Origin of the sequence: Burkholderia sp. AU45274 (genome assembly GCF_030482505.1) — a bacterium.
In the GTDB taxonomy this organism is placed as follows: Bacteria; Pseudomonadota; Gammaproteobacteria; order Burkholderiales; family Burkholderiaceae; genus Burkholderia.
In genome coordinates this window covers 1-21,389 of sequence record NZ_JAUJQE010000021.1, presented here as the reverse complement: position 1 = coordinate 21,389, position 21,389 = coordinate 1, and the positions used below count along the sequence as shown (strand labels likewise).

The 21,389-nt window shown below is 66.8% G+C and carries 19 protein-coding genes; 9 read left to right on the top strand and 10 right to left on the bottom strand.

Annotated elements, in window-relative coordinates; genetic code table 11:
• Positions 1 to 5 precede the first annotated feature (5 nt).
• The 7 genes from QZM35_RS36635 to QZM35_RS36605 form a co-directional block, all read right to left on the bottom strand.
• On the bottom strand, positions 6 to 920 hold the full coding sequence (locus QZM35_RS36635; protein ID WP_301777712.1) for an HlyD family secretion protein: 915 nt from the start codon (positions 918 to 920) through the stop codon (positions 6 to 8).
• Positions 921 to 944: 24 nt separating this feature from the next.
• Positions 945 to 1,139: a DUF1656 domain-containing protein gene (locus tag QZM35_RS36630; protein ID WP_089429479.1), complete on the bottom strand. Its 195-nt coding sequence runs from the start codon at positions 1,137 to 1,139 to the stop codon at positions 945 to 947.
• Positions 1,129 to 3,231 carry an FUSC family protein gene (locus QZM35_RS36625; protein ID WP_089434267.1) on the bottom strand — a complete coding sequence of 701 codons (2,103 nt, stop codon included), beginning with the start codon at positions 3,229 to 3,231 and terminating at the stop codon, positions 1,129 to 1,131. Before QZM35_RS36625 ends, QZM35_RS36630 begins: the two co-directional genes overlap by 11 nt.
• Positions 3,232 to 3,331: 100 nt before the next feature.
• Entirely contained in the window at positions 3,332 to 4,255 is a 924-nt protein-coding gene (locus tag QZM35_RS36620) for a LysR family transcriptional regulator (protein WP_089429481.1), read from the bottom strand.
• Positions 4,256 to 4,377: 122 nt separating this feature from the next.
• Positions 4,378 to 4,905, bottom strand: a complete 528-nt coding sequence (locus QZM35_RS36615) for a flavin reductase family protein (protein WP_089429482.1) — start codon at positions 4,903 to 4,905, stop codon at positions 4,378 to 4,380.
• Positions 4,906 to 4,969: 64 nt separating this feature from the next.
• Positions 4,970 to 6,196, bottom strand: a complete 1,227-nt coding sequence (locus QZM35_RS36610) for an FAD-dependent monooxygenase (protein ID WP_089429483.1) — start codon at positions 6,194 to 6,196, stop codon at positions 4,970 to 4,972.
• Between the two features lie 40 nt (positions 6,197 to 6,236).
• On the bottom strand, positions 6,237 to 7,283 hold the full coding sequence (locus QZM35_RS36605; protein ID WP_301777711.1) for an LLM class flavin-dependent oxidoreductase: 1,047 nt from the start codon (positions 7,281 to 7,283) through the stop codon (positions 6,237 to 6,239).
• A 285-nt stretch (positions 7,284 to 7,568) separates the two neighbouring features.
• On the opposite strand from QZM35_RS36605, the gene QZM35_RS36600 reads away from it, so the two are divergent.
• From QZM35_RS36600 to QZM35_RS36585, 4 genes are all read left to right on the top strand, one after another.
• Positions 7,569 to 8,369 carry a 2-amino-3,7-dideoxy-D-threo-hept-6-ulosonate synthase gene (locus tag QZM35_RS36600; RefSeq protein ID WP_301777710.1) on the top strand — a complete coding sequence of 267 codons (801 nt, stop codon included), beginning with the start codon at positions 7,569 to 7,571 and terminating at the stop codon, positions 8,367 to 8,369.
• A 52-nt stretch (positions 8,370 to 8,421) separates the two neighbouring features.
• Entirely contained in the window at positions 8,422 to 9,486 is a 1,065-nt protein-coding gene (locus QZM35_RS36595; RefSeq protein ID WP_301777709.1) for a 3-dehydroquinate synthase II family protein, read from the top strand.
• A 49-nt stretch (positions 9,487 to 9,535) separates the two neighbouring features.
• Positions 9,536 to 10,636: a 3-dehydroquinate synthase II family protein gene (locus tag QZM35_RS36590; RefSeq protein ID WP_089429487.1), complete on the top strand. Its 1,101-nt coding sequence runs from the start codon at positions 9,536 to 9,538 to the stop codon at positions 10,634 to 10,636.
• A 77-nt stretch (positions 10,637 to 10,713) separates the two neighbouring features.
• A complete protein-coding gene (locus tag QZM35_RS36585; protein ID WP_301777708.1) occupies positions 10,714 to 11,736 on the top strand; it encodes a methyltransferase in 1,023 nt (340 codons plus the stop codon).
• Positions 11,737 to 11,760: 24 nt separating this feature from the next.
• On the opposite strand, the gene QZM35_RS36580 is transcribed toward QZM35_RS36585, so the two are convergent.
• Positions 11,761 to 12,468: a FadR/GntR family transcriptional regulator gene (locus QZM35_RS36580; protein WP_089429489.1), complete on the bottom strand. Its 708-nt coding sequence runs from the start codon at positions 12,466 to 12,468 to the stop codon at positions 11,761 to 11,763.
• Between the two features lie 302 nt (positions 12,469 to 12,770).
• On the opposite strand from QZM35_RS36580, the gene QZM35_RS36575 reads away from it, so the two are divergent.
• The 3 genes from QZM35_RS36575 (at position 12,771) to QZM35_RS36565 (ending at position 17,585) form a co-directional block, all read left to right on the top strand.
• The gene (locus QZM35_RS36575; protein WP_301777707.1) at positions 12,771 to 15,017 is read left to right on the top strand and encodes a TonB-dependent siderophore receptor; all 2,247 of its coding nucleotides are present in this window, start codon (positions 12,771 to 12,773) and stop codon (positions 15,015 to 15,017) included.
• A 148-nt stretch (positions 15,018 to 15,165) separates the two neighbouring features.
• Positions 15,166 to 16,098: a S9 family peptidase gene (locus QZM35_RS36570; protein WP_301777706.1), complete on the top strand. Its 933-nt coding sequence runs from the start codon at positions 15,166 to 15,168 to the stop codon at positions 16,096 to 16,098.
• A gap of 617 nt (positions 16,099 to 16,715) precedes the next feature.
• Positions 16,716 to 17,585 (top strand): serine protease, encoded by an 870-nt coding sequence (locus tag QZM35_RS36565; protein ID WP_089434273.1) that lies wholly within the window; start codon positions 16,716 to 16,718, stop codon positions 17,583 to 17,585.
• Between the two features lie 286 nt (positions 17,586 to 17,871).
• Here QZM35_RS36565 and QZM35_RS36560 read toward each other — a convergent pair whose 3' ends face one another.
• Together QZM35_RS36560 and QZM35_RS38200 are read right to left on the bottom strand one after the other, a co-directional pair.
• The gene (locus QZM35_RS36560) at positions 17,872 to 18,606 is read right to left on the bottom strand and encodes an alpha/beta fold hydrolase (RefSeq protein WP_179255350.1); all 735 of its coding nucleotides are present in this window, start codon (positions 18,604 to 18,606) and stop codon (positions 17,872 to 17,874) included.
• Positions 18,607 to 18,609: 3 nt separating this feature from the next.
• Positions 18,610 to 18,717, bottom strand: a complete 108-nt coding sequence (locus QZM35_RS38200; RefSeq protein ID WP_367620804.1) for an alpha/beta fold hydrolase — start codon at positions 18,715 to 18,717, stop codon at positions 18,610 to 18,612.
• 695 nt (positions 18,718 to 19,412) lie between these two features.
• On the opposite strand from QZM35_RS38200, the gene QZM35_RS36555 reads away from it, so the two are divergent.
• Positions 19,413 to 21,203, top strand: coding sequence for an acyl-CoA dehydrogenase (locus QZM35_RS36555; RefSeq protein ID WP_089429492.1), 1,791 nt, complete (start codon positions 19,413 to 19,415; stop codon positions 21,201 to 21,203).
• A 36-nt stretch (positions 21,204 to 21,239) separates the two neighbouring features.
• On the top strand, positions 21,240 to 21,389 hold a 150-nt coding region (locus QZM35_RS36550), incomplete at its 3' end, for an FAD-dependent oxidoreductase (protein WP_124636892.1).

The window sequence follows — 21,389 nt, the reverse complement described above, 5'->3', positions numbered from 1 at the left end:
CCCCTTCACATCCACGCGTGCAGCCACGACGCGAGCCGGCCGCGCGGCGTGCGTTCGCGCCCGCGTTCGCCGACTTCGACGCTGCACGTCATGCCGGCCGCCAGCAGCACGCCGGCCGGCACCCGGTCGATCTCGATGCGCACCGGAATGCGCTGCGCGAGCCGCACCCAGCTGAAGGTCGGATTGACGGCCGGCAGGCCGAGTTCGTCGAGCGTGCCGTTCTCGTCCGCGATGCCGCGGCCGATGCTCGTCACGTGCCCGCTCAGCAGCGGATCGAAGCCCATCAGCCGGATCGTTGCGGGCGCACCCGTCGTGATGCGGCGCAGCTTGGTTTCCTCGAAATAGCCGGTGATCCAGAAGCTGTGTGCGTCGAGCACCGAAATACCGGGCTTGCCCTCGACCGCGTAGTCGCCATGACGCAGGCGCAACTGTGTCACGTAGCCGTCGACCGGCGAGCGCAGCGTCGTGCGCTCGAGGTCGAGCTTCGCGACCTCGAGCGCGGCCAGCGCCTTGCGGTGCTCGGCCTGCGCGATCGACACCGCGCGGCTCGAACGCTGGATGTCCTCGCGCGGCACGAGATCGTCGAGGCCGGTGCGCCGCTGCGCTTCGTCGCGCTTCTGGCGCATCGACTCGGCGGTCGCGGCGACCTGCGCTTCCGCCTGTTCCACTGCCAGCGCGAAGCGTTGCGGATCGATCCGGTACAGCACGTCGCCTTTCGCGACGCGCTGGTTGTCGACCACCGCGACGTCGACGACGGTGCCCGACACTTCGGGCGCGATCCGCACGACGTGCGCGCTGACACGCGCGTCGCGCGTCCACGGCGCGAGGACGTACGCATGCCAGAGCGCGGCGACCAGCACGATCGCGACGGCCACCGTGGCGAGCGTCAGCAGGGTTCGGGTGAGGGGTTTGAGCGACATGACGCGATACGTTCCGACGAGAGACTAGAAATAGAGGATCAGCGTGGCGACCAGCACGAGCGAAATCGCGAACTCGAACAGCGCCGGATGCCACACGCGGCGCAGCACGCCGAGCCGGGCGAGCAGCGCGCGCACGGCCATGTAGAGCGGCACGGTCGCGCACGCATAGACGAAAAAGGGCGGCAGGTAGATGCCGGCCAGCGGGAATTCACTGAGCATCGCGGGTGCGCTCCGGAACGGCGGTGAAATAGGCGGCGTACGTGTGCAGCAGCACGTGGACGTCGGCGAACGCGGCCATCAGCCACTTCAGTTCGGTGTTGCCCGGCTGCGCGGCGGCGAGGCCGGCGAGCGCGTGCGCGGCGCGCCGCGCATGCCGCGCCGCACGAGCCGGGGCGGCCGCGTGCCGCGCGAGGCCGGCGAGCCCGGCGCGCACGCGGCGCCGCGCGATGTCGGGCAGGCCGTCACGCTCGGCGCCGCGACGAATTCGCAGCAACTCCTTGCCGACGTGCAGCGCCGCGAGCGCTTCGATGCTCGCCTGCGTCATCGCGGCCGGCTGGCCGGCGAGCAGCGCGCCGAGCTGCGCGATGCGGTGCTGCTGGCGCTGCTGCCAGCCCGCCGCCACGACGCGCTTCCCCGCCACGACTGCGAGCGTGTCGTCGCGGATCGTGCGGCGCAGCCGCGTGGCGTCGGTGGCCAGGTTGCGCGGCAGGATCAAGCGGAACGTGAGCAGCGTGAGGAAGGTGGCGAGCACCCACGCGACCGACTGGTTCAGGAACAGCGCGACGTCGGGGCGGAACGGATTGGTCGCGCCGGTCAGCGTGTTGAACGCGACGAGATACGCGAGCCCCGCGAGCGCGGTCTTCGGCACGCTCGTCGCATAGATGCCGGGCATCCAGAACAGCGCGAGCGCGACGACCAGCAGCGGAAAGCCTTCGATGCGCGGCAGGATGCCGAACGCGCACACGAACGCGGCCGGCACGGCCAGCATCGTGCCCTTGATGAACGCCTGCGCGCCGGCGGCCGGGTTGCCGGCGGTCGCGAGCAGCGCGCAGTACGGCGCGACGACGAGCAGCATCATGTCGCCCTGGTTCCAGCCGGTGACGAGCCAGAACGCACCGGAGATCGCGATCGCGCAGGCCGAGCGCATGCCGTTGCGCAGGGCCGCCCCCGTGTCGCGGTGAAAGCGCACCCGTGCGGGCCGATAGCCCGGCCGCGGGCGCCGCAATTCGACGAGCCCGTCGAGCGCCGCGCAATAGTCGTCGATCTGTTCGATCAATCGCTCGCCGGCGATCAATAACGCCGCTTCATCGCGCGGATCGCCGAGCGCGATACCGTCGAGCGCCACACGCAGGCTTTCGCGCGCATCGACCAGCCGCGCAAGCGCGTGCGCCGCACCGCCGGGGCCTTCACCCAACGCGTCGGCGGCGGCCTGCCATGCGGCCGCGAGACGCGGCTGCAGCGACGCGACTGCTTGCGCGCCGGGGCTGTCGGCCGGCAGCGGCGGTGTGCCGCCCACGAGCGCGCCGAACAGCGACGCCATCCCGTGCCGCACGGCGGCCGCGCGCTGCGCGAGATCTTCCGATTCGGCCTTGCCGAGCGCGAGCAGATCGTCGATGCCGTAGATGCCGGCGAACAGCGCGTGCCGCTTGTCGTCGGCGGGCGCCGCCGCGAGGCCGTTGCGCTGCGCGGCGATGACCCGTGCGACGTCGGCCGTGACGCGTGTCACCAGCGCTTCGAGTTTTGCGTGGACATCGCGCGTGCCGAGCAGCATCGACACGAGGCTCAGGCACAGCACGCCGATCGCGACCGTCGAGCCGCGCCCGATCACATGCTCGAAGGTCAGCTCGGGATGCTGCATCGCGCCGTAGGTCGCGAGGCCGATCGTGTAGCCGGCCACCACGGTGCCCGACGCGCGGAAGTGCCGCAGCAGCGTCATGCCGGCGACGCAGACGCCGAGCCAGAACGCGAAGCCGAGAATGAACAGCAGCGGCTGCTGCGCGAAGCAGCCCATCAGCACGAACGCGACGACCATCCCCGCGATCGTGCCGACCACGCGCCACACGCCCTTGCCGATCACCGCGCCCTGCACGGGATTGATCACGAGCAGCACCGTCGATGCCGCCGAGTACGGCGTTTCCAGTTCGAGCAGGTACGCGACGCCGAGCGCGAGCGCGGCGGCGACGACCGAGCGCGCGACATACGCACCGCGTGGCGTGAAGATGTCGATGCGCGCGATCAGCGCCGCGGCCGCGCGATTCAGGCGGCGGGGCGGCGCCGCGACGGCGCGCGTCTGATCGGCTGCGTCATGCACTGCGCTTGCTCCATGAGAAAGGACGAAGCCAGTCTACGGTCGAGCGATGCATGCGGAACAGTGACGTCTTTGCACTCGACGAGTGCGTACGACGCATGCGTCATGCGTGCGCCGGATGCAGCGCCGGCTGGCCGGTGCACAGCCCGCGCACGACACGCCGCAGCCACTGGTGCGCGGGGTCGCTCTGGAAGCGCGGATGCCACGCCTGCGTGATCAGCACGGTTTCGAGCGGCACCGGCAGCTCGAATGCGCGCACGCCGAGCCCGGCCCGCACCGCGCCGCGCGCGAGATGCTCGGGCAGCGGCAGGATCAGGTCCGATGCCTGCAGCGCGAAGATCGCCGCATACGGCGTCGGCACGACGAGCAGCACCTGCCGCGCGAGGCCGCGCGCGGCGAGCGCGTCGTCGATCGGCCCCGCCGACTTGCCGCGCCGCGACACGCCGATGTGCGGCCAGCGCGCGAAGCGCTCGGGCGTGATGTCGTCGTCGAAGATCGGGTGATCGTCGCGCGCGAGGCCGACGAAGGTCGTCGTGAACAGCGGCTGGACGCGAATCTCCGGCCCGAGGCGGCGCGACGCGCTGATGAACAGGTCGATGCGGCCGCTGCGCAACGCGTCGTCGTCGATGTCGTCTTCCTCGGGCATGAAGCGCAGCATCGCGCGCGGCATCCCGCGCGCCATCTCCTCGAGCAGGCGGCTGCTGTGCAGGCCGACGAAGATGTCATTCGCGCGCACGTTGAACTGCTTGTCGAGCGTGCCGAGATCGATTTCCGCGGACGGGGCGAGCAACTGCGACGCGCGCTCCACGGTTTCGCGGACGGCGCCGCGCAGTTCGAGCGCGCGCGGCGTCGGCACCATCTTGCGGCCGGCCTGCACGAAGATCGGGTCGCCGACCGTCTCGCGGATGCGCGCGAGCGTGCGGCTCATCGCGGGCGGGCTCAGGTTCATGCGGCGTGCGGCGCCGACGACGCTACCCTCTTCGAGCAGCGCGTCGAGTGAAATCAGCAGGTTCAGGTCGGGTGCCATCGGCTTCTCCGTGTCATCGCGTGCATGCGGCGCAATGGTAGTGCGGGATACGCGCGCGCAGCGTGACTGCAGCGCACGCAACGATTGCGCGCGGCATCACGCGTGACGCACGCATCGGGGTGTCATTGGCCGGCGCCGGCATCGGGCGGCAGCGAGCGGACGGCGGCGAACGCGCCGTTCACGTACATCAGCGGGTTCACGTCGTCGGACATCGCAACGCGCGTGACCCGTCCGACCAGGATCGAATGCGAGCCGACCTCGACCTGTTCGAGCGTGTCGCAGAAGAACGACGTCTGCGCGTTCTCGAGGTAGGGCAGCCCGGTCGCCGCGTCGGTGCGCCATGCGTCGTGCGCGAAGCGCGTGTCGGAGCCCGTCGTGCTGCACGCGAGCGCGAGCGGCACGTGGCAACTGCGCAGCGCGTTCACGCAGAAGCGCCGGCGGCCGGTGATCGACGCGTGAATGCTGGCGCGCCGGTTGATGCACACCAGCACGGTCGGCGGATCGAGCGCGACGGAGGTGAACGAGCTGGCGGTCAGCGCACACGGGGCGGCCGTTTCGCCGTCGCCACCGGTCGTGACGATCGTGACGGTGGCGGCCACGCCGCGCATCGCCTGCTTCAGTTGCTGCGCAATGTCCACGGTGTTCGTCATGATGCGGTCCTGTCACGAGGAGCCCCGGTGCCGCGGGTCGTACCACGCGGCGCCGGGGCGGGCGTCAAAGCTGGTACGCGTCGGCCCAGGTCCAGTGGTAGGACTTGAAGTCGGCGCGGCGCGACTTGAGCTCGGCGTCGCGCGCCTGTTGCTCGGGGCCGTCGGGCAGGTGGAACACGCCGCCGTTGCCGGCCGACGCGAGCTGGATCCGCGCGCTGCGGTCGATCCGCAAGCGCTGGTACTCGACCAGCGCGGCGCCGAGGGCGTCCTTCGACGCGAGCCCGGTCACGCACCGGCCGAGCACGACCGCGTCCTCGAGCGCCTGCGCGGCGCCCTGCGACTGGTACGGCAGCATCGGATGGCACGCGTCGCCGAGCAGGCATACGCTGTCCCACACCCAGCGCGTGAGCGGCTGGCGGTCGTGCAGCGACCAGCGGCTCAGGTCCGACGCGCAGCGGATCAGCCCGACGAGGCGCGGGTCCCAGCCATCGAGCTCGGCCTCGAGCGTCGCGCGGTCGCCCTTGCTGCTCCACGATTCGCGCGTGCTGCCGTCGCCCGGCACGATCACGACGAGGTTCAGCAGCCGGCGCTCGCGCACCCAGTAATGGATCGCGTGCCGGCCGGGCCCGAGCCAGATCGTCACCTGCGGCTCCTTGACGATCTCGAACACGGGCGAGTGCGGATCGATCGCGTCGACGTCGATCAGCGCGCGATACGCGTCGTCGCCGCTGTAGTGCGGCGCATCGTCGCCGAGCAGCGCGTGGCGCAGCGTCGAGTGAATGCCGTCGGCCGCGACGACGAGATCCGCGCGCCAGCGCGTGCCCGCCGCATCGACGACGGTCGCGCCGTCCGGCCCGCACGCGTCGAGCCCGCGCACCGCGATGCCGCCGAGCACGGCGACGGGCGGGCCGGCCGTGTCCGGGTCGCGCACGGCGTCGAGCAGCGCGGCATGCAGGTCGGCGCGATGCGCGTTCCAGTACGGCGCGTTGAAGGCGGCCTCGACGTCGTCGCCGAGCGGGAAGGAACCGAGCAGGCTGCCGTCCTGCCAGCGGCGGCGGATCGTCGCGGTCGGGGCGACGGCGGCCAGCCGCTGCCGGTCGAGCACGCCGAGCGCACGCAGCGCGCGCGTGGCGTTCGGCACGACCTGCAGCCCCGCGCCGACTTCCCGGAACGCCCGGCTTTGCTCGAGGACGGTGACGCGATGGCCGGCGCGGCGCAGCGCGAGCGCGGCGGCCAGGCCGCCGATGCCGGCGCCGACGACGATCGTGTCGAGTGACAGGGACGGTGTCATGGGCGAGTCCGCCGTGGGTCCGGAAGAGATCGGCATGGCGTCATAGCCCCGGCAGCACGTCGCGGGCGAACACTTCCAGGTTGTTGCTCATCAGCTCGTACGGCTGCGCGCCGTAGTCGATGTGCCACAGGATCGCGTCGAGCCCGAGGTCGGCTTCCAGCGCGCGAATGCGCTGGCGCACGGTGTCGGGCGTGCCGAGCACGGCGGTTGCGTCGAGGTCGGCCGTGTCCATGCCGCCCATCTTGTTCTTCATCGCCTCGTTGTAGCCCTGGTAGGCCGACGACTGCACCTGCTCCCACGACTTCGCGGCGTCCGCGAAATAGCGCCAGTGATGGCGCAGGCGCGGCTCCGCGAGCGCCAGCGCGTGCGCGTCCGACGTGCCGATCATCAGCGGGATGCTGATCGCGACCTGCGGCCGGCGGCCGGTGTGGCCGTGATGGCGCTCGAACGTCTCGCGATAGAGGGCCACCATGTCCTGCGTCTTCGCGAGCGCGTCCTTGCGCGGCGGCGCGGCCATCAGCAGGTTGAAGCCGCGTTCGCCGATCCACTCGAAGCTGGACGGCGTGAGCAGCGCCGCGACCCAGACCGGCGGACGCGGCTGCTGCGTCGGGCGCGGCAGCGATCGCGCGTCGCGGTAGCGGAAGAACGGCGTGTCCTCGCTGACCGATTCCTCGGCGAGCAGGCGCACCGTCGCGTCGATCGTCTGCTGGAAGCGCGCCTTGCTCGAATCGAGATCGATGCCGAACGCCTCGAATTCGTACGGCAGGAACGCGCGCGCGAAGCCGAGCTCGAGCCGCCCGTTCGAGATCGCGTCGAGCTGCGCGGCCTCGGCCGCGAGCTGGATCGGATGATGGAACGACGCCTGGATGCCGCCCGTCATCAGGCGGATCGACTTCGTCTGCGCGGCCGCGGCCGCGAGGAACATCAGCGGCGACGGGCTGTAGCCGCCATACGGCTTCAGGTAGTGCTCGGTCATCTTCACGTACGTGTAGCCGAGCCGGTCCCCCAGCGCGCTGAGCTTCAGCGCGTTCGCGTAGTAATCGGCCGCCGGGCGGTCGGCCGGGCCGGTATCGGGCAAAAAGGACACGCCGAACTTCATAGACACCTCACAGGTTGATGTGCTGCCGTTGTCTGCAAAGGGGAACCGATGCCGCGTCGAATGCGTCCCCCGGTCGGGAAACAGGATCGCTCGCAATGTACTTGCAAGGATGATCCAATCATAGGATGATTGGGTCTATGCAAGTCTTACACGACGCAAGATTTGCTGCAAGCGTTGCTCGGTTGTTGCTCCAGTTCCGCCCGCAAGCGGGCACTCCGGGGGCAGGCTGAAGTCGCACGGGCCGGCCTCTCCATTTCTGGCGAGGAATCAAGGATGGACGCTCTTCTATCGGTTTCTGGCAAGGCGCTCAGGATGCGGCGGGTGGTGCGTGCCGCGTCGGGCAAGTGTCTGATGGTGCCGCTCGACCATTCGCTCGCGGACGGGCCCATCGCCCCTCCGCAGCAGTTGCGGCAACTGGTGGGCGACATTGCCGCGCACGGCGGCGACGCGATCGTCGTGCATCGTGGCCGCGCACGCTTCCTGTCTCCCGACGTGCTGAGCGATCTCGCGCTCGTCGTGCACCTGAACGGCTGCACGCGCTACGCGGAGGACACGAACGCGAAGACGCTGTTCGCGAGCGTCGAGGATGCACTCGCATGCGGCGCGGACGCGGTCAGCGTGCACGTGAATCTCGGCTCGAAGACGGAGAACCAGCAGCTGCTCGACCTGAGCCGCATCGCGACCGAGTGCGCGCGCTGGTCGTTGCCGCTGCTCGCGATGATCTATCCGCGCGGCCCGGGCCTTGGCGATCGTCCGCAGACCGAACTGATTGCCCACGCGGCGAACGTCGCGGCGGATCTCGGCGCCGACATCGTCAAGCTGCCGAACAGCGGCGACGCCGCGAGCATGGCCGACATCATCGCCGGCTCGTCGCTGCCGGTGCTGGTCGCGGGCGGCGCGAAGCTGCCGGAAGACGAGTTCGTCGCGTTCACGTCGCGCGTGATGAACGCGGGTGCGCTCGGCATCGCGGCCGGTCGCAACGTGTTCGCCGCGCCGAAGGCCGCACCGCTGATCCGCCGCCTGTCCGATGCCGTGCACGGTGTCGAGCGGCGTGCCGCGCACCTGGCCGCCTGAGCCGGTGCGCCGGGCCGTCGCGCCCGGTTCATTCCGACCGTAGAGGATTTCCATGCATCGCTATCCGTGGATCGACCTGCGCGCGCTCGGCGCGCAGGCAGGCGCCGTCGCGGCCGACGCAGTGAGGGCCGGCGCGTGCCGTTTCGTGGTGGCCGAGGCCGAGCGCGACACGTGCGCGCCCGGCGCGGCGGCGCAACTGTCCGTATCGACGCCGGGCGTCGCAACGCTGGTCGACGACGTGCATGCGCCGCTCGCAGGCGTTCGCGTGAGGATCGACGGCGCGGCCGATTTCGATGCCGTGCGCACCGCGATCGCGCGGCACGCGCTCGTCCTGATCGACTACGCGCTCGTGACCACGGTGCCGCTCGAGCGCCTGCTCGCGGGTGTCCGCGAGGCCGCGTGCCGCATCGTCGTGTCGCTGGCCGATCCGCACGGCGCGGCCTACCTCGCGCGCAAGCATGCGCAGTCGCCGGTCGACATCGCGTTCGCCCCGCGCGATGCGGCCGCGTTGCGTGGCGTGCTGGCCGCATGCGGCGAGCTGCGCGCCCGCGAGCCGCTGAAGCTGAAGACATTCGAGGTGCAGCGCGTCGAGCCGCTCGGCACCGGGCTGCATGCGGTGATCGACGGCTGTTCGCAGCTGGACGGCGAAGAGTGCGTGCTGGCCGGCGCGAGCGCGACCAGCATGCTGCTCGTCGTCGCGGCCGGCGCCGCGCACCCGCCGGGCCGGCCGCTCACATTCGGCATCGACGCGGGCTCGGCCGAATCGTTCGTGTTCTGCGGCGGCGACCGCGCGCGCCAGCTTTCGCTGCTGCGTTCCGGCGAGCGGATCCTGACGGTCGGCGCGGCCGGCGACACGCGCGCGATCGTGGTCGGCCGCGTGCGGATCGAATCCGCGCCGCTCGTCGCACTGCACACGCGCAGCGCGTCCGGCGCGAACACGCGCGTCGTGATGCGCGGCGACCGCGCAGTACGGTTCCGGACCGACGACGGCGCGCGCGTCGGTCTCGCCGATGTCGCGCCCGGCGTCCGGCTTGCCGGCTACGAACCGGGCGCCGGCTGGGTGGATTGCCGGATGAGGGCCGCCGCGTCGCGCTCGGTCGTTTCCGTCAGCCGCTAGTTTCATCCTGTCACTCAACCTGCGTTATCCCCTTCGAAGGAGATTGGCCTTGAAGAAGCTTTCCTGGATTGACCTGCGCAACATCGGCGAGCTCGCGGACGAGATCACCGAGGAAGCGCTGCATGTCGGCGTGTCCGCATTCGTCGTGAAGGATGCGGCGCAGGCCGGGCGGCTGCCGCCGAGCGCGTGCAAGGTCGCGGTCGTCGATCGGCAGACGGCCGATGCCGCGCTGCTCGAGCAGGTGCAGATCATCCTCGTGAAGGATGGCCTGCCGGTCGATTTCGCGGTGCCGGATGGTGCCGAACTCGGCGTGTTCATCGAGGTGACGGGCGAGGCGACGCTCACGCGCGCCTGCGAGCTGTCGACCACGACGCCGTGGCTGCTCGTCGAATTCCTGCAGGACCCGAGCAAGATCCCGCTCGAGATCCTGCTGGCCGCTGCCGACCAGGCGTCGGGCGAGCTGATCACGGTCGTCGCCGACCTGGAGGATGCGGAGGTCACGCTGAACGTGCTGCAGCGCGGCCCCGAAGGCGTGCTGCTCACGCCGACGCAGGTCGGGCAGGCCACGCAGCTCGTGTCGATCTGCAGCGACACGGTCGAGGATCTGCAGCTCGAGGAAATCGAGATCGTCGGGCTCACGCACCTCGGGCCGGGCGAACGCGTGTGCGTCGATACCTGCTCGCGCTTCGAGCAGGACGAGGGCATCCTCGTCGGCTCGTATTCGACCGGCATGATCCTCATCAGCAGCGAGACGCACCCGCTGCCGTACATGCCGACGCGCCCGTTCCGCGTGAACGCGGCCGCGCTCCATTCGTACGTCGTCGCGCCGGACAACCGCACGCGCTATCTCGCCGAGCTCGAATCGGGCGCGGAGATCCTCGCCGTCAACGTGCAGGGCAAGGCGCGCCGCGTCGTGGTCGGGCGCGCGAAGGTCGAGACGCGGCCGCTGCTGCTGATCGAGGCGAAGAATGCCGCCAATCGCGCGATCAACATCATCGCGCAGGACGACTGGCACGTGCGCGTGCTCGGGCCGAAAGGCAGCGTGCACAACATCACGGAGCTCAAGCGCGGCGACCGCATCCTCGGCTACACGCTCGATGCGCAGCGCCACGTCGGCTACCCGATCCGGGAATTCCTGCACGAGCAGTGATCCGTATGCTTCATTGACGATGCGATCGCCCGGTGCGTCACGTGCCGGCGCGGTCGGCTCATGTTCAGGAGTACTTTATGGAAAATGCGGCAAAACAGGTGCTGGATACGCTGTTCGGACGGTGGCGCAGCCGGATCCTGTATGCGGGCACGCGGCTCGGCGTGTTCGATGCGGTCACGACGGATGCGCCGGTGTCGTCGGCCGCGCTCGCGGCGAAGCTCGATGTCGACGAGCCGCTGCTGTACCGGCTGCTGCGCGCGCTCGCGTCGCTCGGCCTGCTCGACGAGGACACGCGCCGCGGCTTCCGGGCCACCGCGTCGGGGGCGCTGCTGCATGTGGACGCCCCGAGCACGCTGCGTGATTTCGTGCTGCTGCAGGAAGGGCCGGAGCATTACGCGATCTGGGCGCATCTGCCCGACATGGTGCGCGAGGGGCAGCAGAACGGTTTCGTCCGCGAGTTCGGCGCGATGGCGTTCGACTATGCGAAGGACCACGACCGCTACCGGACCGATTTCAAGCGCGCAATGTCGAGCTTCTCGACCGTGCAGTCGGAACAGGTGGTCGATGCGCTGCGCGACGTCACGTTCGCGCCGGGCACGCATGCGTGCGACATCGGCGGCGGCCAGGGGCACATGCTGTGCAGCCTGCTGCGGCGGTTCCCGTCGCTGACCGGCGTCGTGTTCGACCTGCCGGAAGTGATCGACGGCGATGCGGACGACTGGGTGCAGCGCATGGGTGTGAGCGCACGCTGCAGCAAGGCGGGCGGCAACATGTTCGACGCGGTGCCGGCGGCCGACGTCTACCTGCTGAAGCTGATCCTGCACGACTGGAACGACGACGAGTGCGTGGCGATCCTCAAGCGGGCACGCGAAAGCGCCCGGGACGGCGCACGCGTGTTCGTGATCGAACGGGTCGTGCCGGCGCCGGGCGTCGCGCATTTCTCGAAGCTCTACGACATCCACATGATGTGCTGGGGCAGCGGCCGCGAGCGCACGCGGGACGAATACGACGCGCTGCTCGGCGCCGCCGGCTGGCGGCCCGCCGGAGTCCGCTCCGCGCCGGACGGGCAGATCGACGTGATCGAGGCCGTCGCCGCGTAGCGCACGCTGGGTGCGACGGGCGCGTCAGGCGGCGGGCGTCTCGCGGGTTTCGAGCCAGGTCATTTGCGGCTTGAGGATCGCGAGCGTCGCGCGAACGGCCTTGTTCTCGTCGCGCTGTTCGATCGCGTCGAGCACCGCCTGGTGCGCCCGCATGTCCGGCTCGGGGATCTCGGCCTCGTCGAGTTCGACGAGGATGTCCTCGACGTTCGCGAGGATCGAGCCCGAGAAGTAGCGATACAGCGCTTCGAGCGCGTGATTGTGCGATGCGGCGGCCACGGCGATATGAAACGCGCGGTCACGCTCGACGAACTTCTTCACGTCGCGCGACGCTTCGCGCTCGCCACGCGCCTTCAGCAGTTTGCGCAGTGTCGCGAGATCCTCGTCCGTGCGCCGGCGCGCCGCGTAGCGCGCGCATTCCGTTTCGAGCATGCACTGCAGCTCGAGATGGTCGCTGCGCGCGGCGCGATCGACGTCGCGCATCGTCTCGGCCGGATCGACATTGCGGCGCACGTAGGTGCCGTCGCCCTGGCGCACTTCGAGCACGCCGGAATACGCGAGCGTGCGAACCGCCTCGCGCACCGTGTTGCGCCCGACCTCGAGCTGTTTCGCGAGATCGAGCTCGGTCGGAATGCGCTGACCGACGCGCCAGATGCCGGAAGTGATATTGGATTTGAGGATATCGATCGCCGAATCGACGAGCGAGTGTCGGGTGGCCGGGGGCAGGCTTGACATTGCGTGTTTCGCTTGAAGCTTGAGGGTGTCGCTATCCTATCATCCGATCAATCGTTTAGTCGTTCAGGATAACGATATTCAAACGTGACATTTTGTTAACGTCAGACGAATAAACCTGCGGCCGTCAGTTGCGTGCCGCGCATTCGTTGATTGCTTCCGCCGGCATTTACCGGCGCTGCGTCGGCGTAAATGATTCCCATTCGCTGTTCAGTCGAGGTCGCCGTTGCACGAGCGGCCCGTCTTCCGACTCGAGGGCGCGGCATATCCGCCGACGTCCGTCTCCGCTTTCCGGATAACCCGAGATGAATCGATCACACACCGGCCGCCGTGCGCGGCCAGGATTTCCGTTGCCGCGCGCGGCGTGGCGGCGCGTACCGGGCTGGGCGGCCGCACTGGCCTGTGCGACCGCGATGCCGGTTGTTGCTTCGGCGCAGGATGCGCGGGAGGCGGGCGAACCAGCGGCGGATGCCTCGCTGCTCGCGCCGATCGTCGTTGACGGGCGACGCGAGACAGGTGTCGGCGCCGTGCAAGGCATCGCGGCCGACGTGTCGCGCGCGGGCACCAAGACCGACACGGCGATCGTCGAGGTGCCGCAGGGCCTGTCGGTCGTCACGCGCGAACAGATGGACCGGCAGGACGTGCACAGCGTCGGCGACAGCCTGCGCTATACGCCGGGCGCCTACGCGGATTCACGCCCCGGCGGTGTGCTCGAGAGCGTGTTCCTGCGCGGCTTCGGCGGCTTCGCGGCGGCGGCGATCAATCCGCAGATGCTCGACGGCCTGCCGCTGCCGAAAGGCGTGAACTGGGCCGCGAGCGTCGTCGATCCGTGGACGCTCGAACGCATCGACGTGCTGCGCGGCCCGGCGTCGGTGCTGTACGGGCAGGCGAGCCCGGGCGGCATCGTCGACATGGTCAGCAAGCGGCCCACGCGCGATGCGCAGCACCTGCTCGCCGTGCAGACCGGCAACCGCGATCGCGGGCAGCTTGCATTCGACTTCAGCGGGCCCGTGACGAAAGATGGAACATGGCGCTACCGGATCGACGGCCTCGCACGCCACGCCGACGAGCAGATCGATTATTCTCGGCAGCAGCGGATCGTCGTCGCGCCGTCGCTGATGTGGCAGCCGAATGCCGATACGCGTTTCACGCTGCTGGGGTCGTTCCAGCGCGATCCGCACAACAACTTCGCGGGCTGGCTGCCGGCAGTCGGTACGCTTTGGCCGGATTCGGGACGGCGGATTCCGACGCACTTCTTTCCGGGGCTGCCGGGGTTCGATACGTACGACCGCACGCAGGCGATGATCGGCTATGCGTTCGAGCATCGTTTCAATTCGACGTGGAAGGTTCGGCAGAACGTGCGCTATACGCATCTCGATGTCGACTTCGCGGGCGCGGCGGTCAATTTCATCGCGCCGTATCTGGCGCCGGGCGTGCTGAACCGTTCGCTGTCGTGGTCGCGCGAGCACGTGAACCATCTCGCGCTCGACAACCAGGCCGAGATGCGCGTGATGACGGGGCCGGTCGAGCATACGGTGCTGGCCGGGCTGTCGTATGAGCATGCGGTGGCGAATCTCGTCGGCTCGGGCTTCGGCGCGGCGCCGCCGCTCGATACGCGGGCGCCCGATTACGGGCAGCCGTATGCGGTGCCGCCGGTCGCGCAGCAGACGCGCCAGACGCCTGACCGGATCGGCGTCTATCTGCAGGATCAGGTGCGTTGGGATCGGTGGGTGTTCACGCTCGGCGGGCGCGAGGAGTGGTCACGCACGACCACCGATGACCTGCTGCGGTCCGCGAGCGTGCGGCAGAGTACGCGGGCGTTCACGGGGCGCGCGGGGGCGGTCTATCTGTTCGATAGCGGCTTTGCGCCGTACATGAGCTATTCGACTTCATTCGAGCCGGCGCTCGGCACGCGTTTCGATGGTCAGCCGTTCACGCCGACGAAGGCGAAGCAGTTCGAGGTCGGGTTGCGTTATCAGTCGCCGGACCGGCTGCAGAACGCGTCGATCGCGGCGTTCGATATTCGCCAGCGCAATGTCCTGACCGCCGATCCGGAGCATCCGTTCTTCAGCGTGCAGACGGGGGAGGTGCGATCGCGCGGGATCGAGCTGGAAGGGCGGGCGCGTGTGTGGAAGCAACTGGATGTAATTGCTGCGTACACCTATCTTGATACGACGGTGCAGGCCGATACGGATCCGACCGCGGTCGGCAAGCGCGTGGCAGCGGTGCCGCGCCATCTCGCGTCGCTTTGGCTGGACTATGCGGTTGAGCGGCCGGGGTTGCGCGGGTTGAGGGTCGGTGGTGGTGTGCATTATGTGGGGCGCAGCGCGGGTGACAACGTCAATACGTTCGATGTGCCGGCTGTCGTGCTTGTTGATCTCGGGCTGTCGTATGACCTTGGCGTCGAACGGTCCGCGTGGAAGGGATGGCGCGTTGCGGCGCATGTGAACAACCTGTTCGACCGGACTTATGTGTCGTCGTGTTTTTCGGCGGGCGGGTGTTTCTATGGCACGCGGTTGATGGTGACGGGCGATGTTAGTTATCGGTGGTGATCGGACGGTGGGGGGGTGTTGCGATGCTGGTGCGGGCTGTGCACGTGCGACTGGCCCGGCCGTGCCGCCGCCCGGATACACTGACGCCTTCGCCGTAGGCATCGCGGCTGCGTAGGCCGTCGGCTGCGGATTCGTGGAGAGATCACCCATGAGCATCGTCGTTCGTCGAAACCGGATCGCCATCTGCTTGTGCCGGGTGCTCATCTCGGGCGCGTTGATCGCTTCCGTCGTCGGCTGTGCGGCGACGGCGGTCGACGACACGTCCATCGCGCCGGATCTGCATGAAACCATCGTCAAGGTCCCGGTCGATGAGGGGGCGAGCACGCGCGACATCGTCGCCACCACCTACATGCCGGATGGCCCCGGACCCTTTCCGTTGATCGTGCTGAGCCACGGCAGCCCGCCCGATCCGCCCGATCCGCGCGACCGGCCGAAGGTGCGCCGCTATCGCGCGTTGCCGCAGATCCGGACGTTCGTGAAGCTCGGCTTCGCGGTCATCGTGCCGATCCGCCGCGGGTACGGAGCGACGGGCGGGGTCGATGAAGAGGATGCGGGTTCGTGCCGGCATCCGGATTACCTTGCTGCGGGGCAGCAGGCCGCGCGCGATGTGCTCGCGGCCGTGCGGTATGCGCAGACGTTGCCGCAAGTGGATCGAAACCGCGTTGTATTGGTCGGGCAATCGGCGGGTGGTTTTGCGTCGCTGGCGGCGGCGAGCTACGCGCCGCAGGGGGTGGTTGCGGTGGTGAACTTTTCTGGTGGGCGTGGGGGGAACCCGACGACTCATCCCGGCATGCCGTGCGATCCGAAGCAGATGGCCGACACGATCGGGCATTTCGCGAGCACGACACAGGTGCCGGTGCTGTGGCATTACGTGCAGAACGACAAGTATTTCGCGCCGGAGGTGGTGGCGACGTGGTTTGCCGCGTTTCAGGGGGCGGGTGGGCGCGGGCAGATGATTGTTGAACCGCCGTTTGGCAAGAACGGGCACGGGATGTTTGCGGTCAAGGAGGCGATACCGATTTGGTTGCCGCACTTTGAGGCGTTTGTGGGGCCGTTGGTGGTGGTGAAGTACGGGGATTAATTGAGGGCGGCCGTGTCCGTGCGCACGGAGGGCGCAGTCACTGGGCGGTTGTGATTGCCTGCCACTGGCCGAACGACAGAGCGCGCTTGCGAGTCGCGGCTGCTGGCATATTCACATGGTCAAAGTCACCTTTCCCGTGCGCATGAAGACGCTAGCTACCCGTGCGTTTGCGAACGGTACTTTAATGATGCGGTAATGCTTGTGCCTTGTCTAAAAGAGCCTTGGTCAGAAGGATGAATCGAGGCTTGCGCTACTGGGTGTTTGCAGCGGTCGCTACCGACCCGTTGGCACCCGTTACGCCTTAATAGCACCAACGTTGGGTAACTGGGTGAAGCGGCCGCCAGATACGACTGCCCGCCTGCAGCACCGCGACCGGAGTTGTCGCTAATAAGTAATAGTTGAGTACCGGCATCGACGCATGGACTGATCGATAGTCGTGCCCGCCACGGAATGACCGCTGTCGGTGGGTACGGATGCACTCAATATTTGGTCCACGTAACCGTTAACCGGATATGCGGGCGATCCGCGACGCCGACCGCTACTGGATTGATTTTAACGCTCGCGTGTCTCTTGGTAGGGAATTTTTCTTCTCAATAAATTAAGAAAAGGTAAGAAAATTGAATAAATCAAAAAATGGTAAGAATAAAATTAATGAATTAATCTCGAATCGCATCCCTAATGACAATCTGTCTTATGCTGTGTTGTTGAGCCTCAATGAGGGGAAGTCCTTGGGGTCAGGATTTAGGCTTAAGCTTGATGGAGCCAACTATCTCGTTACCGCTAAGCACGTTATATTTGACCGGCACGACCAGTTATACGGGACGGCACTAACTGTTACGTGCCATAGCCCGGATAAGAGTCTGGCTACACCTACGATTTTTCAGATCGATTTGAACGATGCGAAGATATTTGCTAGTAGCAAATTTGATATCGCGGCAATTTTGATTGGCAGGAATCAACCGCTGGATGGTCACGATCACGTTACTCCGCTTAAACAGCTGAAGAATTCGGTAAAACGGCCAACGACCCTGGTTGGAGAACCCTATGTGACGCCTCTGCAGCTTGGGAGCGGCGGCGCCGTTTCCGTTGATGTTGAAGCGGCGGGCATGCTTGATTCGATTTCGTTAGCGAGCGACGTCTACCTGCTAGGCTACCCCACTTCACTTGGGCTACAGACCAGCAAATTCTATGATTTCTCACGGCCGCTGATCCGAAAAGGAATTGTTGCCGGTGTTGACGCGGAAAAATCAGCGTTTGTTATAGACTGTCCGGCCTATCCGGGAAATAGCGGAGGTCCAGTTGTTGAGCATTGCCTCGATGGATACTTTAGGGTAATTGGCCTAGTTTCGAGATTTATTCCGTATGAAACAAAATGGCATAGCAATCGAGGTGATGTGATAAATGTTGACATCTCCAACTCTGGATATACAGTCTGCGTATCGATGGACGCGGTTCTCGAAATGTTTAAAGAAGCGGCCGTCAGTTGAGTCTCTACGAGTTGATTTCTCTACCTTAGTCCACCAATTACCGCGTCGAAGTACAGAGCGGACATAAGGAGATAGATTTGGTAGCCGCTCTTTGGCCGACGAAGAGGTGTTAGCCTTTGGCAATCGAGCGATCGATTTGGGTAGTGGATTCATTCAGGGGTGATCGGCTGAATCCACCAACCTTCTGAGACCTTCGCCGCACGAATACGTGCGGCACCTTTCAACCCGACTTCGGACGGTCAAAGTGCGCGTGGACTCATATCACCGCGGCGCCCGGTTGCTCTCCCTACAATTTCTTATCGGGTTTCCTGTAGGAGAGCCGCGAGGAACTGCTCGCGCGTCGACCCAGCGATGGCCGAGAATGCGCAATCAGGCAGTGATCATAAAGGCCATCAGGCTCAGTGGCACTTATGCGCGTTAAGAAAGTGTCCAGCGCACCCATCGTTCGATCAGGCGCCTCGGACATCAGCCAATGGCCAGCCCCTTCGATCACTTCCCCCCGCACGTTCACCGCCACCACGCGAACCTGATCGATCGTGAAGTCATCGGCAGCCTTCTGCCGGTCAGGACGAAAACCGGCATCTTGCAATGGCGTCTTCACGAATTGCTGGAAATCCTGTATGTCCTGCGGAAAGGCGTGGAACCATTCGAAGCTAGCGCGCATCCGGCCCGGCTGCGCATAGATGCTCGTATAGAGCTCTCGATCTGCCTCCGACACCGAATGATCGGGATTGGCGGCAAAGTCGTTCCAGAAATGGTCGAGGTAAATTCGCTCGCGGGCGTGCACGAGCTTCAGTGGCGTTTCGCCATAGAACGCGAAATGCCACTTCGCAGGCGAGTAGTAGTATGGCTGCCAGTTCCCGACACCCGGCAGGAACGATTCCATCAGCGCAAGGCGCCTGCTTTCATTCCGGTACTGGGCGGCGTAGGCGTATGCCACCATGAGGCCGATGTCGTGTCCCACGACCTCGACGTCACGCTTGCCGAGCGCCTTCACCAGCGCGTGAATGTCCTGGGCCATCGTCTACTTGTCGTAACCGGCTGCAGGGATGTCCGACTCGCCGGCGCCTGGCAGATCCGCCGCAATCACGACGTGATTCACGGCAAGTTTGGATATGAGCGGCAGCCACATGTGGCTCGTCTCGCCGTAGCCGCCAAGCAGCACGATAGGCGTGCCCCCTTGGCGCCCGCCTCCAGGTAGTGAAGCGTGATCCCGTTGACCGTCAGCGAATGTTCCGTGACCACGGGGGCACCGCGTACGATCGAGTCTGAAAGGCCAACAGTAAAACCAACGCGGCGCCAGCGCGCCGTAACCACCGCCCGAGCGATTGCATCGCCTGTTCCTCTCTTTGAGCGAATTCAACGAGGAATTCGAGTGACAGGGAGTCCGCGTCGATTTGGTGTGTACCGGTCTGCATGACCGCACTCGAATGGTCATGTCATTGTGTTGTGGCTGAGGAGTTCAGACGTACCATCGACGTGACGAAGACATTCGGTGTCTTCGGACGAGTCTGCACGAGGGCCTCGGTTCTATTGCGGCAATCCAGCCGTGGCTGCCACTCGGATAGCCCCGGCGGGCATGTCGATTGCTCACCGATTCATCTGAAGGATAAAAGCGGCTACCGCCCAAACCCCCACCCATCCGGCCTTTCCCCGCCCAACCCCCAAATCCCGTGGCCGATTTTGTCACCACATGGGCCGGATATGACAATAAGAATCGCCCGGCCTAGGATTACGATGCCTCACGTCGTCGCCCGGGCCTGAGCCGGTTTTCCCGCGTCTCGCCCGATAGCGCCCCTCATAAAACGTCTGATTGGAACATCGACCATGAGCTATCACGCCCCCGTCAAGGACATGCTGTTCGTGCTGAAGGAACTGGCCGGCATCGACGCCGTTGCGCAGTTGCCGGGCTTCGAGGATGCCGGCTACGACACGGCGCAGGCCGTGCTCGACGAATCCGCGAAGTTCTGCGGCGAGGTGCTGGCCCCGCTGAACGTCGAAGGCGACCGCAACCCGAGCAGCTGGAAGGACGGCGTCGTGACCGCGACGCCGGGTTTCGGCGAAGCATTCCGCCAGTTCGTCGAAGGCGGCTGGCAGGGCCTGCAGCACCCGTCCGAATACGATGGCCAGGGGCTGCCGAAGCTGATCGCGACGCCGTGCATCGAGATGCTGAACGCATCGAACCTGTCGTTCGCGCTCTGTCCGCTCCTGACCGACGGCGCGATCGAGGCGCTGCTGACGGCCGGCACCGACGAGCAGAAGCAACGCTACGTGCCGAAGCTGATCTCGGGCGAATGGACCGGCACGATGAACCTGACCGAGCCGCAGGCCGGCTCCGATCTCGCACTGGTGCGCTCGCGTGCCGAGCCGCAGGGCGACGGCACGTACAAGGTGTTCGGCACGAAGATCTTCATCACGTGGGGCGAGCACGACATGGCGGACAACATCGTCCACCTGGTGCTGGCGCGCACGCCGAACGCGCCGGAAGGCGTGAAGGGCATCTCGCTGTTCATCGTGCCGAAGTTCATGGTCAACGACGACGGCTCGCTCGGTGCACGCAACGACGTGCACTGCGTGTCGATCGAGCACAAGCTCGGGATCAAGGCGAGCCCGACGGCGGTGCTGCAGTACGGCGACCACGGCGGCGCGATCGGCTACCTGGTCGGCGAGGAAAACCGCGGCCTCGAATACATGTTCATCATGATGAACGCGGCGCGCTTCGGCGTCGGGATGCAGGGGATCGGCGTGGCCGACCGCGCCTACCAGAAGGCCGCGGAATTCGCGAAGGAACGCGTGCAGAGCCGCCCGGTCGACGGTTCGGCCAAGCAGTCGGTGACGATCATCCATCACCCGGACGTGCGCCGCATGCTCGGCACGATGCGCGCGCTGACCGAAGGCGCGCGGGCGCTGGCCTACGTGGCCGCCGCGCACAGCGACATTGCCCACCGCCATTCGGACGAGGCGACGCGGGCCCGTCATCAGGCAATCTACGAGTATCTGGTGCCGGTGGTGAAGGGCTGGAGCACGGAGATGGTGAACGACGTGGCGAGCCTGGGCGTGCAGGTGCACGGCGGGATGGGCTTCATCGAGGAGACGGGCGCGGCGCAGTATTACCGCGATGCCCGTATCCTGGCGATCTACGAAGGCACGACGGCGATCCAGGCGAACGACCTGGTGGGCCGCAAGACGATGCGCGACGGCGGCGCGGTGGCGAAGGCGCTGATCGCGGAGATCGGCGACACGGTCGCGGCGCTGGGCAAGCTGGACGGCGCGGCGGCTGCGTCGGTGAAGGCGCAGCTGGAGAAGGGCGCGAAGGCGCTGTCGTCGGTGGTCGATTACGTGGTGGCGAACGCGAAGCAGGACCCGAACGCGGTGTTCGCGGGCAGCGTGCCGTACCTGAAGCTGGCGGGCGTGGTGCTGTGCGGGTGGCAGATGGGCCGCGCGCTGGTGGCGGCGCACGCGAACCGCGCGAGCGACCCGGCCTTCTTCGATGCGAAGATCGCGATCGCGCAATGCTATGCGGAGCACGTGCTGGTGCAGGCAGGCGCATTCGAAGCGTCGATCGTCGGCACGAAGGGCAACGAGGGCGTGCTCGCGTTGACGGAAGATCAGTTCTGACCGGCTGACGGTCGGGACACAGGAGGAGACAGGATTTTGACCACACAGGACTTGCTCGCGCAATACGGCCCGCGCGAATCGATGGAATACGACGTCGTGATCGTCGGCGGCGGCCCCGCCGGGCTGTCGGCGGCGATCCGGCTCAAGCAGCTGGCCGCCGAGAAAGGCACCGAGATCGGCGTGTGC

Coding starts and splice junctions, on each gene's coding strand:
- QZM35_RS36635 (WP_301777712.1), bottom strand. CDS start 920: ATGTCGCTCAAACCCCTCACCCGAACCCTGCTGACGCTCGCCACGGTG.
- QZM35_RS36630 (WP_089429479.1), bottom strand. CDS start 1,139: ATGCTCAGTGAATTCCCGCTGGCCGGCATCTACCTGCCGCCCTTTTTC.
- QZM35_RS36620 (WP_089429481.1), bottom strand. CDS start 4,255: ATGGCACCCGACCTGAACCTGCTGATTTCACTCGACGCGCTGCTCGAA.
- QZM35_RS36615 (WP_089429482.1), bottom strand. CDS start 4,905: ATGACGAACACCGTGGACATTGCGCAGCAACTGAAGCAGGCGATGCGC.
- QZM35_RS36610 (WP_089429483.1), bottom strand. CDS start 6,196: ATGACACCGTCCCTGTCACTCGACACGATCGTCGTCGGCGCCGGCATC.
- QZM35_RS36600 (WP_301777710.1), top strand. CDS start 7,569: ATGGACGCTCTTCTATCGGTTTCTGGCAAGGCGCTCAGGATGCGGCGG.
- QZM35_RS36595 (WP_301777709.1), top strand. CDS start 8,422: ATGCATCGCTATCCGTGGATCGACCTGCGCGCGCTCGGCGCGCAGGCA.
- QZM35_RS36585 (WP_301777708.1), top strand. CDS start 10,714: ATGGAAAATGCGGCAAAACAGGTGCTGGATACGCTGTTCGGACGGTGG.
- QZM35_RS36580 (WP_089429489.1), bottom strand. CDS start 12,468: ATGTCAAGCCTGCCCCCGGCCACCCGACACTCGCTCGTCGATTCGGCG.
- QZM35_RS36575 (WP_301777707.1), top strand. CDS start 12,771: ATGAATCGATCACACACCGGCCGCCGTGCGCGGCCAGGATTTCCGTTG.
- QZM35_RS36570 (WP_301777706.1), top strand. CDS start 15,166: ATGAGCATCGTCGTTCGTCGAAACCGGATCGCCATCTGCTTGTGCCGG.
- QZM35_RS36560 (WP_179255350.1), bottom strand. CDS start 18,606: ATGGCCCAGGACATTCACGCGCTGGTGAAGGCGCTCGGCAAGCGTGAC.
- QZM35_RS38200 (WP_367620804.1), bottom strand. CDS start 18,717: ATGTGGCTGCCGCTCATATCCAAACTTGCCGTGAATCACGTCGTGATT.
- QZM35_RS36555 (WP_089429492.1), top strand. CDS start 19,413: ATGAGCTATCACGCCCCCGTCAAGGACATGCTGTTCGTGCTGAAGGAA.